Origin of the sequence: Vibrio sp. qd031 (assembly GCF_002100145.1) — a bacterium.
Classification (GTDB): domain Bacteria; phylum Pseudomonadota; class Gammaproteobacteria; order Enterobacterales; family Vibrionaceae; genus Vibrio.
In genome coordinates, this window is record NZ_JXQD01000018.1 from 261569 (window position 1) to 281804 (window position 20236).

Below are 20236 nucleotides of genomic sequence, written 5' to 3' on the forward strand. Positions count from 1 at the left end.
CGATTATGCAAAACTCACTTTTTCCTAATATTGTGCAATTTGTCTCTCAAATTGTGCCATTTGATAAGATCCCTAAAGCGGCGCTAGAGCCCCTATGCTCGCACATTCAAATTATCTATTTAGGCAAAGGTGAAAGCATCGACCCTTGCGAGAACGAGCAAAGCAAATCACTGTATATTGTACGGACCGGCTCCATCGAACAGCGAAAGCGTGATGGCGTACTTAGAGCCAAACTTGGGCCTGAAGATCTGTTTGGATTTTCTTTTCTGAGTAGTGAACAAGACAGCGACAATGATTACATAGCCAATGCCATAGAAGACTCGCTGCTGTATGTCGTACCACAATCGGCCTTAAAGAGCCTGTTTGTTGCGCATCCTGAATACGCAGAACACTTTGCCTCTCAAGCTCAGGTACGACTAAAATCGGCGCTTGATGTCGTCTGGTCAAACAAAGAAAAAGGCCTGTTCATACGCCAAGTCAAAGAGGTGGCAAGTGGCCGAATATCGGTGGTAAATGCCGACGATACTATACAAAACGTGGCTCACGATATGCGTGTCATCCAGCGCTCCCCTTGCGCAGTAGTCTATGACAACGACAAGCTGGTCGGCCTTATCACCGATAGGGACATGACCAAGCGAGTCATCGCACATGGTGTATCAATTGATCAGCCCATTTCTTCAGTGATGACGCACTCGCCACTGACCATCAAACCAGATGATCTAGTGTTGCACGCAGCCTCGGTGATGATGCAATTCAACATCCGTAATTTACCGGTTGTCGAAAACAATAAAGTAATAGGCTTATTAACAACCTCCCATTTGGTTCAAAACCACCGCGTGCAAGCGATATTTTTAATCGAAAAAATCAAATATGCGGAAGATATTTCCAGCTTGGCCAGCTTCACGCCGGAACGACAAGCAATTTTCGAAGCCTTAGTTGAAGGTAAAGTCCCACCGGAAGTGATCGGAAAGGTCATGTCGATGATCATGGATGCCTATACCCGCAGGCTCATTCAGATAGCCATCGAAAAACTTGGTGCACCACCGTGCGATTTTTCGTGGATTGTAGCGGGATCACATGCGCGAAACGAAGTCCATATGCTGTCAGACCAAGACAGCGCTTTGGTACTGGCCGATGATGCGACCGACAGTGACAAGATTTACTTTAAACATTTGGCGCTCATCGTCACAAATGGTTTAGCGAAATGTGATTACCCATTGTGCCCAGGAAACTACATGGCGGCGAGCTCAAAATGGTGCCAACCGCTGTCGATGTGGAAGCATTACTATAAAAAATGGGTCTCAAACCCAGAGTATGAACGCCTGCTCAATATTAGTGTCTTTCTTGAAATTCGAAGTGTTTATGGTAACAAAGACTTTGAAACGACACTGCGCGAAGAGATGCACAAAGCAATTCGCAGCAATCGCGAGTTTCTTGGTATTTTGGTGCGAGATGCCATTAACACTACTCCACCGCTAGGTATTTTTAACAGCTTAGTATTGGAAAAGTCCGGTGAAAACAAAAAGACCCTAGATATAAAGAAATACGCTATTACGCTTATCATCGACCTAGCCCGAATCTACGGCCTATCTGCGGAATGTGAATCGTCGTCAACCGACGAACGATTTGCTGAAGCTGCCAAAAAAGGCCTTCTAAGTGAAGACTCGCTGCGTAATATCACAGGGGCGTATCAGTTTATTTTGTCAATTCGATTTAGTCATCAGCTCGACGCATTAAAGCAAGCAAAGCCGGCGGACAACAACATCGATCCTAACTTGTTTGGTAGCTTTGAGCGTACCCACCTTAAAGATGCCTTTAGAATCATTAGTAATTTGCAGGAAGCGGCAAAAGTACGCTTTGGAAATCGATGATGAAGCTCTACAACAAACTGTTTCACCCTTTATCAAAGTTTCTCCGCGAGAGAGAGCAATATAACCACAGCGTAAAATTGCCCAAGCAGCTTTATGCTCTCTCGTCCTCGCCAGTAGTGACGTTAGATACAGAAGCAAAGTCGCTAGATTATATCGCTCTGGATCTCGAGACTACTGGGCTCGACAGCTCAGAAGATCGTATTTTGTCGATGGGCTGGGTAGAGATGTCCAGCAATCGAATTGACCTTCAAACGTCTAAACATATCCTTATCGACAGTAAATCGCAGATAAAACCTGAAACCGCAGTGATAAATCACATCACTCCAAAAATGCTCAAAACCGGAATATCAATACACGATGCTATGGCCGCTTTTTTTAAGGCTGCTGAAGGTAAAGTGATTGTGGCCCATGCCACCGTTGTCGAGCAGCGTTTCATTGCTCGATATTTGGAAAGAAGCTTTCACCATCAAGGGTTGCCTCTTCTCTGGTTAGATACCATGTGTATTGAAAAGCACATGGCGAAGTCATTAAACAGGCCCGATACCGATGTGTCGCTCGGAACGACCCGAGAACGCTATCATTTGCCAGTTTATGCTGCCCACAATGCTCTTACTGACGCTGTTGCTACAGCAGAGTTGTTATTGGCGCAAATGAATCGTCTGAACAGCTCCACACCACTATGCTTTGCCAAACTGTTTCGACTTAGCCAGTAAACAGGCAGTTTCAACTAAAAAAGCTCTTGTCTTAGACAAGAGCTTTTAATTGCGAGTTACTGTTTAAGTTCCCTGTGCGTTAATAACGGGTGCGCTCAACTTAGAAGTTGTATTTCACACCTACACGGTAACGCATACCGTGAGTTTCTTTAGTACCGTCGTCGTTCTTGTCCCAGGTAACAACACCTACTTCAGCGAATGGGATCCAACCGCTTTCGAAACCGTTGTATTCACCAAAGAAGTTGACTAGGTGATCGCTAGCCTTATCTTTGTAACCGCCTTCTTCTAGGTCTTTATACTCCAGGTCCAGACCAACTTTACCCCAGCCAAGTTTGTAGCTAGTTACAAAGTTAAACTGATGGTAGTTGCTGTTTTCGCCCTCTGGAGCACGCTTGTCACCGTAACGATAGCGTAGAGAGGCGTCCCAGTTATCTGTAATTTGTTGAATACCACGTAGGTTGTATTTGTGAGTTACAGCAGTGCCATCAGCTGAAGAATCGGCCGCGTATGCAGGTTGAAACGTGAAAGACTCACCAATTTTGTAGTTGTAGCTCATGCCTACTTCGTGGCCATTGCTCACCATATCAGTAAGGAAGCCACCATTTTTGTGCTTCCATTTTGCTTCTACTGCAAAACCAATACCATTATCAAAACGGTGCGCAACACTAATACGGTCGCGGTTTTTGTAATCACCACTTGTCGTGTTGTACTCGTGACGAAGGTTAATGCTGGTTGCTGATACTGCTGTCGCTGCAATCATAGTAGCAACTGCAATTGACACTGTTGAGAACTTGTTCATATACAAACCCATAATTGTGTTAATGTATTATTTATTGGATGGGAGAATGGTACAAGTTGGGTCGAAAAAGTTCCGTGATTATGGTCACTGTAAATTTTTGTCAAAAGCTAAAAACACCTAAATTCGAGCTCAAAAACCCCTTAACTGACTATAAAAAAAGAAATTTCTAGCAACACAGCACATTTGTACCACTACGGTGTTCGCTTCCGAATTTGTGAGGTAACGCAAACAGAATTCACATTATTAGTCATACAAACCAATAAAAAGCCCTCAATTTCTGGCTAGTCAAATAGCAAATACACCATCTTGTATCAATCTTACCGAAATGATTCGCATTTGCGTATCTATGTTAGAAAATGTCATTTGCTCTTCTTTTAGTAGCGCCCACTTTCAACCTGGTAAAGTCATACAAAAAAGCGGAATCTTAGTCAGTGGTGACAGCTTTTCCATCAATGTTCTTGCGTTCATCTAATCCAAAGCTGATTATTTAACTTGTCTCGCCATAATATAAAACGACTAAATTTCAATAACTTAACCTAAGTCCCGATGGTTTAATTCAATTGCCTGCAAAAATATTTTGTGATCTGGTTAATAAATCCACTCACAAGGGTTTCACTTTTATTTGTAATACAATATACTTAGCTGGCGCTTGAGGAGTGAAGCACTAATAGATTAACGCATCGTCACTTATAGATAGGTACAATACATAGAAGATGAAAACAGCTATATCGAACATGTTTAAGTCGGTGGTCGTTTCATCACTGGTCGTTGCGGTTCAGTTGGTCATTGCAGCGTGTATAGGATTGTTATTTGTTTCGATAGTTGTTCATATCGTCGCTTTATAAATAGGTATGCAATAAAAAATTTAACGTCACGGCGACTTTTCGCGGTGATCACAGACTTCCCCCCAATACAATAACGGAAGAAACTGGAGCAGTTGTGCTCCGCTCGGTCCCTACGCCGATTACGCCCACATGATTACAGGCCATGTGGGCGTCTTTTTATTTGTAGTATTAATGGTTTAGTTAATTGTTCAGGTATCGTTATATTCTTTAACGATAAAAAACCAATCCTCGTTACATCATTAGAACAACGCTCCTGACAGAGCCCGTTAACACTAGCCTTACCTTTAAGCCCATAATTTGCGTGTCAAAAATCGATCACGATCACTTGTATTATTAATAAATCTTACATATTGAAACATATGTCACGCTTTTGAGTTATTGTAGTACAAATTGAAACATGGATGGTTATGATAGCGACGTTAATTTTGAACACATAAATTTTAAGGTATAAAGATGGAACTCAATACAGTTATTGTTGGCATCTATTTCCTATTCTTAATTGCAATAGGATGGATGTTTAGAACATTTACTAGCACTACCAGTGATTACTTCCGAGGCGGCGGTAGCATGCTTTGGTGGATGGTAGGTGCAACTGCATTTATGACTCAATTTAGCGCATGGACCTTTACAGGCGCTGCAGGTAAAGCGTATACCGATGGCTTCGCAGTAGCGGTCATTTTCGTAGCGAACGCATTCGGCTACTTGATGAACTACCTTTACTTCGCTCCAAAATTCCGTCAACTTCGTGTTGTTACGGTTATTGAAGCGATTCGCATGCGTTTTGGTAATAAAAACGAACAGGTCTTTACATGGGCGAGCATGCCAAACAGCGTAATTTCTGCAGGTATCTGGCTAAACGGTCTGGCAATCATTGCTTCAGGCATCTTTGGCTTCGACATGAACACTACAATTATCGTAACGGGCCTAGTTGTATTGCTAATGTCTGTAACGGGCGGTTCCTGGGCGGTTATCGCTTCTGACTTCATGCAGATGGTTATCATCATGGCGGTAACAGTAACCTGTGCTGTTGTTGCTATCGTACAAGGTGGTGGCGTTGGTGAAATCGTTGCGAACTTCCCTGTCGACGAAGGTGCAAACTTCGTTTCAGGCAACAACCTTAACTACCTAAGCATCTTTGGTATCTGGGCATTCTTTATCTTCATTAAGCAATTCTCTATCACCAACAACATGCTTAACTCTTACCGCTACCTTGCGGCGAAAGACTCAAACAACGCTAAAAAAGCAGCACTTCTTGCTTGTGTACTAATGACTATGGGTCCAATCTTCTGGTTCATGCCTTCATGGTTCATTGCTGGTCAAGGTGTTGACCTAGCGCTAGCGTACCCAGAAGCAGGTAAAAAAGCGGCTGACTTTGCGTACCTATACTTCGTACAAGAATTCATGCCAGCAGGTATGGTTGGTCTACTTATCGCAGCAATGTTTGCCGCGACCATGTCTTCTATGGACTCAGGCTTAAACCGTAACTCAGGCATCTTTGTTAAGAACTTCTACGAGCCGATCCTTCGTCCAAACGCGACTGAACGTGAGCTTGTAACCGTATCTAAAATCACTTCAACGGCGTTTGGTATTGCTATCATCCTAATCGCACTCTTCATCAACTCACTAAAAGGTCTAAGTCTATTTGATGCGATGATGAACGTTGGTGCATTGATTGGCTTCCCAATGACCATTCCGGCATTCCTTGGCTTCTTCATCAAGAAGACTCCAGACTGGGCTGGTTGGGGTACGCTACTTGTAGGTGCATTCGTATCTTACATTGTAGGTGTGGTTATCAATCCAGAAATGGTTCAAGCGGCATTTGGCCTTAACGAGCTAACTGCACGTGAGTGGTCAGATCTTAAAGTTGCTATCGGCCTAATCAGCCACATCGCGTTTACTGGTGGTTTCTTCCTGGCGTCTACAATGTTCTACAAGCCGCTATCAGACGAGCGTCAACAGAACGTAGACAAGTTCTTCGACAACCTTGCAACACCACTTGTTTCTGAGTCTGCTGAACAGAAGAAGCTAGACAACAAACAACGTCGCATGCTTGGTTCACTGATTGCTGTTGCGGGTGTTGGTATCATGGCTATGTTCTTACTTCCTAACCCACTTTGGGGTCGCATGATCTTCGTATTCTGTGGCGCGATAGTTATGGGCGTAGGCCTGTTACTAGTGAAAGCGGTTGACGATTCAGTTGAAGATCCAAAACCTGTAAAAGCTTAAACGCTAGCGCAATATACAGATTGCTTCTAATAAAATGGCTACCCTTTGGTAGCCATTTTTTAATCGATTAAATAGTAGTGCCAATTATCATCAATGTCGTGATAGGTTGCGACGCACGTTTGTTGTTTTTCTTGCAAACTGTCCTGCTCTATTTCATCAAGCAATTCGTCAAACAATTGTGGATTACTTCCATATACTAGACACAAGGTTGAGAAGTAACGCTGCAATTCAAAGCTATGCTCGTCGATATACTCACTGTACTCGTAGAACGCATTTCCATCCTGAGATTCATAATCAAACATTGTGGCCGCGTTAATGGCTGCTTTAGCCCCTTCATCAACATATTTGATCATTAGCAACGTAGCCAGATTGTCTACTGCATCTTCTTCCTTACCCAAAACCGGTATTCGGTTATCAAACACCAAAGCATGTCCTGCTTCATGCAGCAACGTGTGCATTAGCGTGTCTATCGCGCCTATTTCTGCAAGTTCTGGGGCTCTGTGTTGTGAAAAATATTTTAACGCTTCTCCCACAAAGGTGTAAGGAACGTACATGGCGTGCAGCTGAGGATCATACAATGGCCCCTCAATACCGCCGTATATCAGGCGCAACTGCTTATCTAACGGAAAATACGAGTCGACAATTTGTTCAAACTCCGTGGTTACACCACTTTGCTCGATAAGATTTTTAACTCGGAGTTCATGGGGAGTAGTTGCAGGTTGATAGTTCACTTTTACCAAGTTTCCCGCGTAGGCATGTCCTGTCAACGCAGTAACTGCGGCGACCGCTATCCATAGCTTTGACATCATTTTTGTCCTTAAAATGTATGCGCAATTTTCTGATAGGCTAACCGTATATGCTCTATCAACAAAGTGATTTTTTTAAGTGATTGTTTTGTATAGGGATAGACCGCGTAAATTCCCAGTTTTTTCGCCACTTCAGTGGGAAATATGTCCACTAACTCACCACCTTGAAGCTCGTTATACACTAAGCAGCGGGGAATATAGACAATGCCATGACCCGCTATGGCGGCCCTTTTAAGCACTCCGGCGTTATTAGTAGAAAAGTGTCCATTCACCACCACCGTATAGGGTGCATCGTTGTCCTTAAACGCCCACTCATTGGAACCCGTTGCTTGATAGGTATAGAGTAAACAGTTGTGCTCTGCGAGCTGATGAGGGGTTCGCGGGCGACTCTTTGATGACAAATATTGCGGCGATGCACACACAATCCATTGTGCATCAATTAAGTGCCGTGCGATCATAGACGAATCTTCTAAGTAGCCAGTACGGATGACCAGATCCATACCTTCATCAAACAGATCCACAAATCGATTTTCTAGTGACATATCAATGTGCAGCCCTGGGTGCTGGCGACAAAAATCCGCAACAGCCTCTGCCAATACCAGTTCTCCAGAGATCGTTGGCACCGACATTTTGACTTGCCCTGTCACCGCTTGTCCTAGATCTCTCACCGCTTCTTCAGCGCCACTGGTCGCTTGTTTCACCCTTTGCGCGTGTTCCAACAGTTTTTGCCCTGCTTCACTCATGCGCAATTTACGTGTACTGCGATACAAAAGCTGCACACCCAATGTTTGTTCAAGCTTGCCAATCCGTTTGCTGACAACAGAGTTGGTTAAGTTGTGTACCTCTGCGGCTCTACTGAACGAGCCCAATTCCACCACATCACAAAATAGCACTAGGTCATCGGCTTTCATTATTCATACACTTTTGGAAATAATAATTTTCATTATTTCCATTAATTAACAAAATGAAAAGAGGTAATATAACAAAATGTTAACAAGCCGAGTGTTTTGCTATGTCGCCAATGCCCCATCAACGATTAATTGAGTTACTAAGTTCACGTGTTGACTCTAGCAGAATCATTACCGACCCAGACCTCTGCTTCGCACATGGTACCGACGCCAGTTTTTATCGGATGGTTCCAAAGCTGATTGTTAAACTATGCAATCTCGATGAGGTGGTCTTTACCATGCAGCTTTGTCGAAAATTGAAAATCCCCTATACCTTTAGAGCAGCAGGGACCAGTCTATCGGGACAAGCCATTTCTGATTCCGTTTTGATTACCTTAAGTGACGACTGGAGAAGCCACGAGATAGTCGAACAAGGCCAAAAAATACGTCTTCAACCCGGGGTTATAGGCGCTGATGCCAACCGCTACCTTGCACCGCTTGGTCGAAAGATTGGCCCTGATCCTGCTTCAATCAACAGCTGCAAAATTGGCGGCATCGCCGCGAATAACGCCAGCGGCATGTGTTGCGGTACCGCTCATAATACCTATAACACTGTCGACGCAATGACCATAGTACTCTTTGACGGTACAGTCCTAGATACCAGTGATCCAGACAGCGTCGAGCGATTTAGACATTCTCACTTTGATCTTTTAGAAGCGCTACAACAGCTGCAAATAGAGGTGGCTAATAACCAATCGCTCACTTCTCATATCGTGCACAAGTATCGATTAAAAAATACCACCGGTTATGCGCTAAACGCACTGGTCGATTACACCGACCCCATCGACATATTGACCCACTTGATGGTGGGCTCAGAAGGCACGCTCGGCTTTATTGCCGACATTACCTATAACACGGTGGAAGATCATCCGGTAAAGGCCAGCTCACTCATCGTCATGCCCGATATTGAAAGCGCATGTCATGCTGTCTCTTCGCTTGCCAACCTCAATGTGGCGGCTGTAGAGTTGATGGATGGCCGTGCGTTAAGTTCTGTCGCAGACAAGCCCAACATGCCAAGTTTGCTCAGCGACCTAACAGTTGAACATTGCGCGCTGCTTGTAGAGCTGCACGCCAGTGATCAGCAAGAGCTTGAAACACTGATTTTTCAAGTTTACGACCATATCGACCAAGGTATAATCGTTAATCAAATCGACTTCACTCAAAATGAACAGCAAGTCAGTCAATTATGGGGTATGCGTAAAGGCATGTTCCCTGCGGTAGGTGCAGTACGCGAAGTCGGCACAACGGTTATTATCGAGGATGTTGCCTTTCCTGTTGAAAGACTGGCTGAAGGTGTACGCTGTTTGCAAACACTGTTTAATGACTACCACTACAACGAAGCGATCATATTTGGCCACGCGTTGGAAGGAAACCTCCATTTCGTGTTTACCCAAGGGTTCGATGACCCAAGTGAAGTTGCCCGCTATGGTGACTTTATGCAAAAAGTGGCGGTATTGGTTGGGCAAGAGTTTGGAGGCTCACTTAAGGCAGAACATGGCACCGGCCGAAACATGGCGCCCTTTGTCGAACTTGAGTGGGGTGCAGAAGGCTACCAATTGATGCAGCAAATCAAGCATATCCTCGATCCTGAAAAACTCCTTAACCCCGGCGTGATCCTAAACGATAATGACAACGCTCACTTAGAACATTTAAAGCCGCTACCAAAAGCAGATCCTATTGTCGATAAGTGCATAGAATGTGGATTTTGTGAAGCTGTATGTCCCTCTAAAGGCCTTACATTGACCCCTCGGCAACGTATTGTGATGTATCGCGAGATCCAACGCCGCCACGCCAATAACGAAGTGAGCGACGAGTTAGAAAATACATTCGAATACCAAGGTGTTGATACCTGTGCAGCCACTGGATTATGCGCCGACCGCTGTCCCGTGGGGATCAACACTGGGGACCTCGTGAAACAGCTTCGTCAGGCCAAATATGAAAAGTTCACGCCCATTGCTAAATGGAGCGCCAATCATTTTTCCGCTACCACAAAAATCGTCAAATCAGCGCTCGCCATTAATGGCATTTCTGCTCGTTTAATTGGAGACAAGGCGATGGATAAAGCCGTCAACGGATTACGGAAAGTCTCTAAAAATCGTACCCCTAAATGGATAAAAGAGATGCCCACCGCCAACCATTTTACCCTGCCAAATCCACCAATGGATGCGCCGAATAAAGTGGTTTATCTCCCTTCTTGCGCCAGCCGAACCATGGGGCAATCTCACGGTGCGTCAGACCAACGCTCTTTGCCCCAAGTCATGTTAAGCCTACTCGAGAAAGCTGACTATACCGTTATCACACCCTCGAATCTGAACGGGCAGTGCTGTGGAATGCCCTACGAGAGTAAGGGTATGCCAAGCATCGCCAATCAAAAGTCGGCTCAACTGGAGCACGCATTGTGGGAGGCCAGCCAGCAAGGCAAATACCCTGTCGTGATGGATACAAGCCCTTGTGTAAAACGCATGCTAGAAAACTGCACTAAGCCGCTGACCATTTTTGAACCAATGCAATTTGTAGAAGCGCACTTGGTCGAGCATTTAGACATCTCTGCTACCGACGAACCGGTTATGCTGCATATCACCTGCAGCACCAAACGAATGGGTTTATCTTCTTCAATGTTAACTTTAGCGAATCGCTGCTCAAACAATGTGATCATTCCAGAACACATTGAGTGTTGCGGTTGGGCAGGTGACAAAGGTTTTTCAACACCCGAGCTCAATCAAAATGCACTTGCCCCTTTAAAAGAGCAAGTCCCATCGTCCTGTGAGCGCGGGTTTAGTAACAGCCGCAGTTGTGAAATTGGACTCTCCCACCATAGCGGTATCAACTATCAGTCCCTACTGTATTTGGTGGATGAAGTCAGTAAGCCTAAATTGCCCCCCGCGAACCAACCTGCAGTAGAATCATCACTCGCAAGTGCATAATCATTGCAAACCGTCCAAAACAAAAAAGGCACTCAACGATTCGTTGAGTGCCTTTAGAAAACTCTATGTTACTGCAGATTAAATTTCGTGATCTGCCAGCGCTTTACCAAAGGTAAAGGCTTCAACTTCTTCACCTTGCAGCTCAATATCTAGATCAATTCCCAGCATGATGCCGTCTTTGTCTAGTTCTGGTAGCCACTGTTCAAAAAAGTCTTCAACGGCGATTTGAGCCACTTGGTACTCTGCCCAGTCGTCGCTGCACAGCGCTGTTGCAGCTTCTTTACTTGAGAAGATTGGCATTACGTCGGTTTCGGCATACTCAACAGAGTCTACGACCAAGTATTCGTCGTCGGCACTAAGAAGAAACAGTTGACCGGATTTTACGACTTTATTTGCAAATGTGTTTAGGGTGGTAGAACTCATAGTGTACTCCTTATAGATCGCGCTGATAGTACTCCTTCGCAGTCAGATTCGCAAAGAAATACCACAATTTACGTGCAATAATTACCCATTCACTTCAGCCGCACTTTGAAATAGAGTAGAACGCATCGATTCATTCCAATGAATGCCGACGCTTTTTACTAGCACCAAGCCAAGTTGGGGTCAGAGTAAAATGACATTCTCTTCCTAGGGAAAGCCGAATATTAAGATGGATAATCCAATACAAAATTGCAATGGACTTGATAAGCAAGGCTACATTATCAATCCCTACTCAGTGAGCAAAATACAACCCGAGTTTAATTCCGTGGTTAATCATACAATCTCTTCGCTGATTGCGTCTTTTGGAGAGCGACTACATAGCATTTATTTATACGGCAGTATCGGGCGCGGCGATGCTACTCCCTACCGTTCGGATTTAGATATTAGTGTAGTGTTTACATCGCAAGTGTCAGAAAAAGATGTTCTGGCTCTCGATCACCTTTCTACATTTATTTCTGCTAAGCATAGCGTTATCACAAAGCTGGATTTCGACCCCGGTGAACATTCTCAAATAGTAAAACAATCAGAGTTGTATCGCTGGCAATTTTGGCTCAAACATTGTTGTTGCTGTCTTTGGGGACACGACCTTTCCAAAGAGTTTGCCCGGCACAAGCCAAGTTTTGACATCGCCGTAGGCCTTAATAAAGATCTAAGTGACACCTATCAATCGTTTCTCAGTCAAACGGCAGACTCTCAACAGGTTATATCAATGTGCAAAAAAATTATGCGCGCGGCTTACCTACTTATAGCGCCTAAGGACCACACATGGCATGTCAATCTAGACGCCATGTATCTTGCCTCTTTACCATACTACCCAACACACCATAAAGAACTCAATACGATATTTTGGCTCACACAAAACGCCCAAACTGGCTCGACATTGAGCCTCGATTCCTGTCACCCGTTTATCACCAGTATCGCCAGCCAACTGCTGGGGTCAGAGTCGATTGACTCTGACCCCCAAATTTTTAGTAGCCTATTTAAATAAACTAGCGATCTCTTCCATTTGATTAGCGGTTAGCGGACCAAACTCCATTGCTTTGGCATTGGATAGCGATTGTTCAACCGTCCTAAAGCCTGGAATAGGCACATTATTTGGGCTTCTCGCCCATAACCACGCCAACGCACCTTGCGACACTGTTCGACCATTTGAGGTGAGTATTTCACGAATCAAACCAAGCTTTTTGAGCAATTCAGGCGATGGAACACCATCATGAAAATACTTCATCCAATCGGGTGATATTTTACGTACGTCCGATTCGCTTAATGTCGCGCCGTTATCGTATTTACCACCAAGCAGTCCCATGGCTAATGGACCACGATTAAAGCCTGCCACATTGTTGCGCTCACATACTGCCACTAACTCTGAGTTGTCACTAAGTACATTAAGCTCAAACTGAATTGCTGAGCAGTTATCTTGCTGCGCAAAATGCTGAGCACGATCGGCAAAATCGGTACTCCACCCATAACGACGGATTTTTCCTGCAGTGACTAAGTTTTCTAATGTCGCTTGAATGTGTTCGACCTCGTCAATGGGATGATCATTCAAATGTAAAAAATAGATGTCGAGATAGTCAGTCCCTAAACGGCGTAGACTGTTTTCACACATGGCTTCAATCTCATGAGGCTGTGTAAACACACCTTTCATTTGTTTGGTTTGCTCATCGGCATCAAACCCAAATTTGCTCGAAATAATGACTTTGTCTCGGCGGTGTTTAATGGCTTTACCCACCACATACTCACTGTGCCCCGCACCGTAAATATTGGCCGTATCAATCAGGTTTATCCCTGCATCTAGCCCCGCATGGATAGCTGAAATTGACTCTTTGTCGTTCACCTCTCCCCAGCCAAGTGGTTTGTCACCTTCCCAAAAAGGGCCACCAATGGCCCAGCAGCCTAATCCTAGTGGACTCAACTCCATGTCTTCAAAACGTCTGTTTTCCATACTTAAACACCCTTTCACAGAATCCAATTCTCGCAACAAATACAACAACTAATGCACAACGACTTAGGTATGTTAATCAATACCTAAGTCGTTGCTAATTCAATACTTTAGACCATCGTAGGTGTATCTGCAGTGTCAAAGGAGGTAATTGCGGAACTGAGATGATTGCTGTAGGTCACTTTTACTGTCCATTTAGAAGTAGTTCACAATTTAACCCGCGATGACAGCTATACTCAAAGGAGTAGTCAAACACAGCGAGGTGACTACCATGGACTTCACCGAGAAACTCCGATTACACGGGAAAGCTGAAGAAGATCTCTATTTTGCTCGACTAGACAAACAATTGATCGACGCCATGCACGACAAACAACGACGCGACGAGCAGATGCACCTGCAAGGTAAAGATGAGCCAACGGAGCACCCATTTTTTAGCCATGAGCATGAATAATTAGCTTACGATCCATTGCTAAGCTCCGACGCAAGCTCTCTGCGCACTCTTAAGGCCAACTCTGGACTTGAGAAGATCTTTATTGTGCCTTACATCGCCCTTCCCCCCGTATATCTGCTGCTCACACCGTGTTTGCACATCCACACCTTTTTACACCGCCGTTGGACAGTGACAATAAAACCGTCTTTAATACAATGAACTATGAGTCATTGTCCCCTTAACTAGGCGTCTGTATTGGCTGACTGGGTTAATGACAAAAACTTCTATTTGAGAGAGAACGTTAATGAATACGTGGATCAAAATTACTGGCGTTTTAGCACTGATGCTCGCAATTCAAGGGTGCAGTACAGCTGGCGTTCGCGGAAATGGCGATATTGTTACACAAGCCATTGAGAGCCAGTCATTCAGTGAAGTGAGCTTAAGAGGACATTATTCAGCCACGATCAATGTTGGAGAAGCGGAATCTATAGCAATTACCACTGATGCCAACATTCAACCCTACATAACCACGTCCGTCAGCATGGACCGTCTAACCATCAAAAGTGAACGCTCGATTTCCGGTACGGATAAGGTAAAGCTTGAACTGGGGCTGCAAGAGCTTAACGACCTCAACATTAGCGGATCAAGTCGAGTTGCGATAAATGGAAAAGTGACTGGCGATCTAGCATCGAGCATATCAGGATCGGGGTCTATAGAACTCGAGTCAATTGAAGGTGACACGTTTGAAGTAAGTGTAAGCGGCTCGGGTGGCTTTAAAGCAACAGGAAGCGTTGAGACACTAGATATAGATATTTCTGGAAGTGGCAACTTAGATCTTTCCAACCTAAACGTGAAACACGCTAAGGTGTCGATCTCAGGCTCTGGCACCGTAAAGCTGGGCCAAGTAGAAAAGCTAGACGGAGCCATTAGTGGCAGTGGGAGCATAACCTACCAAGGCTCAACCATGCTCAGCATCAAAACTTCCGGCTCAGCCAGCGTCAAATCAATGGGGTCAGAGTAAATCGACTCTGACCCCGCTATAGGATCTCTTTCACTCGGCCAACATCGCCGCTTTCCAGCCTCACCTTGATACCGTGAGGATGGTTTGGCGAGTTGGTTAGAATATCTTTCACGATACCTTGCGTCAGTGCGCCACTACGTTGATCTTTCTTTAGCACAATGTTTACTTCTAAACCGCGGTGTATATCCGCTCTGCGTGTTCCACTCATGATCGTCTCCAAACTCTATCGTAGTCACGTCGAGGTACAAATGAGTCTTTGCACCTCGAGATAATGACGTTATTTTTTTAGCCACACATCGCTATCAGCTTGCTGCTGTTTCTTACGTTTTTTCTTGCCCGTACCCGCAGGTTTGGCTGTTGGCTTGTTGGCGTCAATCATCTTTTGAGTAATAGACTCATCCACCTCAAATCCCTTTACTTGTTCACGATCTAGACGGATCTTATTTTTCTTCTCAATCACTTTAAAGTGGTGAAAGTCTTCGTAGTCAATCAAGCTGATCGCCAGTCCCACTTCACCCGCTCGGCCGCTTCGACCTATACGGTGCATATAATCGGAGGGGCTACGAGGTAAATCAAAGTTGATCACAACCGGAAGTTTCTCGATGTCGATTCCTCGCGCGGCGATGTCTGTAGCGATCAACACTTCGATGTCACCTGACTTAAACTCATCCATAATGCGACTACGGTAGTTTTGCCCTTTGTCCCCATGGAACACGTCAGCTTCAATTCCACGCTTATAGAGTTTGTCGGCTAGATGTTCACAATGATTTTTGGCGTTGACAAAAACCAGCGCTTGTCGCCATTTGTGCTGCTTAATTAGGTGGGCAAGCACGGCTGTCTTCTCGCCTTTATTGACATTAAATACACGTTGAACAACGGTGCTTTCATCGTCACTTTGCAGCTGTACTTCGACAGGATCGGTCAATAGGTGCTGCGTTAGCGATTGTACCTGCTCAGGAAATGTTGCAGAGAACAGCAGCGTTTGCTTTTGTTTTGGAAGGCTATCCAACAGCTGGGTCAGTTCGTCGGTAAAACCAAGGCTCAACATGCGGTCAGCTTCGTCCAGAACCAAGGTTTTAACCTTGTTGAGTTTGACGGCATTGCTCGACATTAAATCAAGCAGTCGTCCTGGTGTTGCCACCAAAATGTCTGTACCACCGCGTAGCGCCATCATCTGGGTATTAACCGATACACCACCGAACACACACACTGTTTTAATTGCGCCATTGTAGTGCGCCGCATACGATTTAATGCTGTCCGCTACCTGCTTCGCCAATTCACGAGTGGGTACCAAAATCAGCGCCGACACCTCGTTGCCTTTGTTAGCATTTTTGACCAGTTGGCCACGATTATCAGACAGTGATTGCAGCAAAGGTAGCGCAAATGCGGCGGTTTTTCCCGAACCCGTATTTGCCCCTGCAATCAGATCTCGCCCTTCAAGTACACTTGGAATAACCTGTGATTGAATTGGCGTGGGCGTGTCGTAACCCAACTCTGTTAAACGAGCCAAAAGCTCGGGATCAAGGGCTAACTCAGAAAAGTGCAGCGGTACATTTGGGGTAGTCATAGTGATAACATGCTCAGACTCAATTATTGGTGCGCATGTTAGCGTATTTGACCGGGGTTAAATAGTAAAAGATCAGCGCTGCAACCCGCGGCGCCAATCAATACCAAGGTAACTACGTAAACAGCGCGCTGTACAAAAAGCCAGAAATGATGCAAGGCAAGAGTGCATATAGATCCGCACAAACAATCTAGAATCGCTGATCGTGTTGGAGGATATATTTCTGCTTAAGATCTGCGTTGAAAATCCGCATTTTGAAAGCGTCGAGATCAATTGAGTCGCAAATACGCGCAACGCGCATTCCAACTCAGAAAGTCGTCGATATCTTACTCACCCACTATGCTTAAAGAGCACCGAAGCACTCTTTTACTGGCGTATGTCTAGATTAAGTGGTGCGTGATTGTGCAAATCTGTTTTTGATGTAAAGCGTTGCGCTCACAACAAGCGCCACAGCCGCTACGGCGAATAGCCCATTCATGCTTAATATCCATGCAAATGTTGCCGTCAAAAACGCGACAAATGAGAATAATCGACTGAACGACATGACGTGACCAAGTTTGTTATATTTCATAACAGCTCCCATACCCTGCGGGTAAAGACAATAGTGATTTTTTATTGCCTCGCCATTGTCTCGGTTTCATGCGGCTTCTGCCTAAAAAACCAGCTAAATATTTATCAAAAAAGATAGAATATTGAAGCTGTAGACAGAATTTTAGGTTATTTACTCCATAAAAAGTCCACAACACTCATCGCATCGCACATCGCATGGCAATGAAATAGGTTTTGTGCGTCGAAATGACTAACAACCTATTCGATTAACGACCATCCTGTACGTCTTAGAAAGACAAAAACGCACCCTTAAAAAGAGTGCGTTTTGCATTAGTGGATAGCAAAGTCATTGCAAACTTTGCAGCTTACCGATTGAGATTACTCTTGGTAACTCCCATGCGACTTCTCAAGTTTATAGAAAGTCACCTGAGCATAGTCATCTGGATCACCTGAGTTGTTTTGGTTGTATACACCGGCTTTGAAGTACATGTACTTACCACCAACGTCATAGCCACTCTCACTCATGTCCACCACTTGCACCGCATCTGGCTTGCCATCGCGCATCACCGTCACAGTTAACGTATTGCCAACCACTTCGATGCGATAACTAAATACTTCACCCAATGCGATTCCATCGTCGGTGATACCGTTCATGCTACCCACCAACTCGTAGAATGTATCAGAGCCTTCACGCGTGTTTTCATGAGCAAAGTAAACGGTTCCAGTATCGCGATCCGGTAACTTACGGTAGTAAAGACGTACGGGCTCATCATCTTGGTCGTGGATTTGACCAATGATAAAGCGTCCTACTTGGTTTGGCTCACCTGTCGTCGTTGTGTGGTCGATCTTTAGAGTCGCTTCTAATACACCATCAACACCCGCCGCTGCTTTTTGGTCTTCAATAGGTGCTGAACTAAATACCCAGTTGTTTTTGTTTACACCTTTAAGCTCAACAGAGCGGTCACCTCGGCGGTTCATTTCACGCAGTTCAGTACGAACATACTTGGTATTCTGAGAAGTTCTTACACCCTTGATGTAAGACTTCATCACCAAACCACCATCTTCACCGGTGTAGAACAGCTCTGGATGCTCATAACCTTGGGCTAAGTGCCATTCAAAAACATCGTCTGGTTTGCCATTCTTGTCATGATCAAATGGTAAAGAGACGTACCAACCTGTCAGGTCAAAGTTCTCTCCAGGAGTATTACCGGCAACAGGTTTTGCAGGAATTGTTGGGCTTGGAAGTGGCACTTCCCACCATTGGCAATTAGGATCCTGCTCAACACAGCTACAGTCTGATACCTCAGGGTTACAGATTAGCGGTACATGCACACCAAAGTCACCATCGCGTTTAGTATGTTCGATACTCAGCTTAGAGAACGTTGCTTCAAACGCACCGCCAGAGTTTTTGTATATTTGTGGGTACAATCCAGCTTTAAAGTAGAACGTTTCGTCTTTCCACACGTTATCTAGCTCTTCACCAAATTTCAGAGACTTCTCAACACCACCAGCTTTAAGAACGATGCCATCGTCCGTCATTCTGATCATGTAGCTCCAAGGCTTACTTGGATCGTCGATTTTGCCCAGTTTCACCGAAAACGCGCTTTTCTCTGTATTCTTATTCAGAATCACTCGAACAGGTTTTTCTTTACCCTCCCATAGTAACTTAACCGTTGCGGCACTGATGTCTTTAGCGTGAATTTGGCCAAGGACAACCTTTGGATCAGACTTAGACTTACCGTCTTTTTTAAGCGGCGTTTCAGGGATTTGATCGAGCGTTAGCGTCGCGGTTAGGGTATGGGTGCCACCATGTGCCCAGTTTGCACCGCTCATGGAGTCACACGGTTTCCAGCCATTACCAAGCTCACGTAACTCTGTTCGAATATAGGTTGCGTTTGGCGTAGTTGCTCCACCTTCTAGAGGCGTTTTGAAGTGCCAGCCTTTGTTGTCTACCCAAAAATACGGGTTCTTCACATCTGCATTAAATGAGCTGCCATCTAAGCTGCATTCAGATGGCAAGATTTCTGCTGCGCCATCTTTTTCGACGTTGTCACCAAAATGTGCTTTGTAGGTGATTGGTAAAGTGATCTTCCAATCATCCAGTGTGGTCGCTTTTCCAAGATGTTTTATCTGGTACTTTTTCTTATCCGCGGCAAGTTTGGCAGCCGCTAATACTTCTTCGGTGATGATGTGCTCGACCGGACACTGATTGATTTCGCAGTTGAGCGCAGCCAATTCGGTCACACTATTCCAAGTGTTTGAGCTGTTTCCATGTCCGATGTATTTGATGTAGCGAGCGTCAACCGTATCAAACTCAAAGCGCTCGAAACTGGTGACGCCACCAGAGCTTTTCGCACCTGTGAGTACCGGTGTCCAAGTATTGCCATCAACACTGACTTCAATATCAAAAGACGTCGCACGCTCATCCCCTTTATGAAATGCTGCGCGTACGGCATCAAACGGATATACATCACCATAATCTAAAATGGCCCAAGAGCCATCGCCATTAGCAGACCATCGAGTTTTCACATCGTTATCTATTAAACGATCAGGACCATTGCCATCATGTTCGCTGGACTCCACTGCCACTGGGACAAGAATGGGCTGAGGAGGGATTTCTGATGGATCGCAGCTATCAATAGCGCAGTTCACTCCAATAAATTCTGTCACGCTGTTCCAAGCGCTAGATGAGTTGCCAAAACCGGTAAATTTAATGTACTTCGCTGTAACAGGCTCAAAATCAAAACGTTCGAGTCCTAGAGTCGTGCCAGAACTGGTTACTTTTTCAATCACTGTGGTCCAGTTTTCGCCATCGTCACTTACTGCGATGCCAAAAGAGGTCGTACGCTCGTCACCTTTGTGCAGCGCCACTTTTACCGCGCTAAAGGTGGTGGGTTTGGTGTAGTCAAACACCATCCAAGAGCCTTCCCCATTTGCAGACCAGCGAGTTTTAAAATCACCATCCAATGCACGCTCAGGACCATTACCATCGTGTTCGCTACTGGTCACAGAGGCGGGTGCGGGCGTAACCACTTGAGCCAGCGCAACACCGCTGCTCAATGCCGCAATAACCGATGCACTCAGTACATGTTTTATCCAATTTTGTTTCATCGTAGGTA

Annotated in this window: 15 protein-coding genes and 2 pseudogenes; 7 read left to right on the forward strand and 10 right to left on the reverse strand. The window is 45.0% G+C overall.

Annotation, left to right across the window (positions count from 1 at the left end; genetic code table 11):
• Positions 1–5 precede the first annotated feature (5 nt).
• Positions 6–1871, forward strand: coding sequence for a putative nucleotidyltransferase substrate binding domain-containing protein (locus tag ST37_RS07110; RefSeq protein WP_084884972.1), 1866 nt, complete (start codon positions 6–8; stop codon positions 1869–1871).
• Complete coding sequence (locus ST37_RS07115) at positions 1871–2584, forward strand: 3'-5' exonuclease (RefSeq protein WP_084884974.1); 714 nt, start codon at positions 1871–1873, stop codon at positions 2582–2584. The genes ST37_RS07110 and ST37_RS07115 overlap by 1 nt, the downstream gene beginning before the upstream one ends.
• 100 nt (positions 2585–2684) lie before the next feature.
• Here ST37_RS07115 and ST37_RS07120 read toward each other — a convergent pair whose 3' ends face one another.
• Positions 2685–3383: an oligogalacturonate-specific porin KdgM family protein gene (locus tag ST37_RS07120; RefSeq protein ID WP_084884975.1), complete on the reverse strand. Its 699-nt coding sequence runs from the start codon at positions 3381–3383 to the stop codon at positions 2685–2687.
• Positions 3384–4681: 1298 nt separating this feature from the next.
• Between ST37_RS07120 and ST37_RS07125 the strand changes: the two genes are divergently transcribed.
• Complete coding sequence (locus ST37_RS07125) at positions 4682–6454, forward strand: transporter (protein ID WP_084884977.1); 1773 nt, start codon at positions 4682–4684, stop codon at positions 6452–6454.
• Between the two features lie 59 nt (positions 6455–6513).
• Here the strand turns inward: ST37_RS07125 and ST37_RS07130 are convergent, their stop codons facing one another.
• On the reverse strand, positions 6514–7263 hold the full coding sequence (locus ST37_RS07130) for a DUF4344 domain-containing metallopeptidase (RefSeq protein WP_084884978.1): 750 nt from the start codon (positions 7261–7263) through the stop codon (positions 6514–6516).
• Between the two features lie 8 nt (positions 7264–7271).
• Positions 7272–8171, reverse strand: a complete 900-nt coding sequence (locus ST37_RS07135; RefSeq protein WP_084884980.1) for a LysR family transcriptional regulator — start codon at positions 8169–8171, stop codon at positions 7272–7274.
• Positions 8172–8272: 101 nt separating this feature from the next.
• Here ST37_RS07135 and ST37_RS07140 point away from each other — a divergent pair, with 101 nt between their 5' ends.
• The gene (locus ST37_RS07140; protein ID WP_084884981.1) at positions 8273–11131 is read left to right on the forward strand and encodes an FAD-binding and (Fe-S)-binding domain-containing protein; all 2859 of its coding nucleotides are present in this window, start codon (positions 8273–8275) and stop codon (positions 11129–11131) included.
• Positions 11132–11209: 78 nt separating this feature from the next.
• Here the strand turns inward: ST37_RS07140 and ST37_RS07145 are convergent, their stop codons facing one another.
• A complete protein-coding gene (locus tag ST37_RS07145; RefSeq protein ID WP_084884983.1) occupies positions 11210–11554 on the reverse strand; it encodes a DUF2750 domain-containing protein in 345 nt (114 codons plus the stop codon).
• Between the two features lie 226 nt (positions 11555–11780).
• Between ST37_RS07145 and ST37_RS07150 the strand changes: the two genes are divergently transcribed.
• Positions 11781–12599, forward strand: coding sequence for a nucleotidyltransferase domain-containing protein (locus ST37_RS07150; protein ID WP_084884984.1), 819 nt, complete (start codon positions 11781–11783; stop codon positions 12597–12599).
• Here the strand turns inward: ST37_RS07150 and ST37_RS07155 are convergent.
• Positions 12588–13556, reverse strand: a complete 969-nt coding sequence (locus tag ST37_RS07155; RefSeq protein WP_084884986.1) for an aldo/keto reductase — start codon at positions 13554–13556, stop codon at positions 12588–12590. The two genes, ST37_RS07150 and ST37_RS07155, sit on opposite strands and share 12 nt — an antisense overlap.
• 268 nt (positions 13557–13824) lie before the next feature.
• Here ST37_RS07155 and ST37_RS07160 point away from each other — a divergent pair, with 268 nt between their 5' ends.
• Entirely contained in the window at positions 13825–14004 is a 180-nt protein-coding gene (locus ST37_RS07160; protein WP_084884987.1) for a hypothetical protein, read from the forward strand.
• A 283-nt stretch (positions 14005–14287) separates the two neighbouring features.
• Positions 14288–15004 (forward strand): head GIN domain-containing protein, encoded by a 717-nt coding sequence (locus tag ST37_RS07165; RefSeq protein WP_084884989.1) that lies wholly within the window; start codon positions 14288–14290, stop codon positions 15002–15004.
• 16 nt (positions 15005–15020) lie between these two features.
• Here the strand turns inward: ST37_RS07165 and ST37_RS07170 are convergent, their stop codons facing one another.
• The 5 genes and pseudogenes from ST37_RS07170 to ST37_RS20225 form a co-directional block, all read right to left on the reverse strand.
• Positions 15021–15212 (reverse strand): YwbE family protein, encoded by a 192-nt coding sequence (locus ST37_RS07170; protein ID WP_084884990.1) that lies wholly within the window; start codon positions 15210–15212, stop codon positions 15021–15023.
• 69 nt (positions 15213–15281) lie between these two features.
• On the reverse strand, positions 15282–16571 hold the full coding sequence (locus ST37_RS07175) for a DEAD/DEAH box helicase (RefSeq protein WP_084884992.1): 1290 nt from the start codon (positions 16569–16571) through the stop codon (positions 15282–15284).
• 382 nt (positions 16572–16953) lie between these two features.
• On the reverse strand, positions 16954–17139 hold the full coding sequence (locus ST37_RS07180; RefSeq protein WP_084884994.1) for a hypothetical protein: 186 nt from the start codon (positions 17137–17139) through the stop codon (positions 16954–16956).
• A gap of 356 nt (positions 17140–17495) precedes the next feature.
• Positions 17496–18362 (reverse strand): annotated as a pseudogene (locus ST37_RS07185) (polysaccharide lyase family 7 protein); the annotation flags it as partial.
• 123 nt (positions 18363–18485) lie between these two features.
• Positions 18486–20228, reverse strand: a pseudogene (locus ST37_RS20225) (discoidin domain-containing protein); the annotation flags it as partial.
• Positions 20229–20236 lie beyond the last annotated feature (8 nt).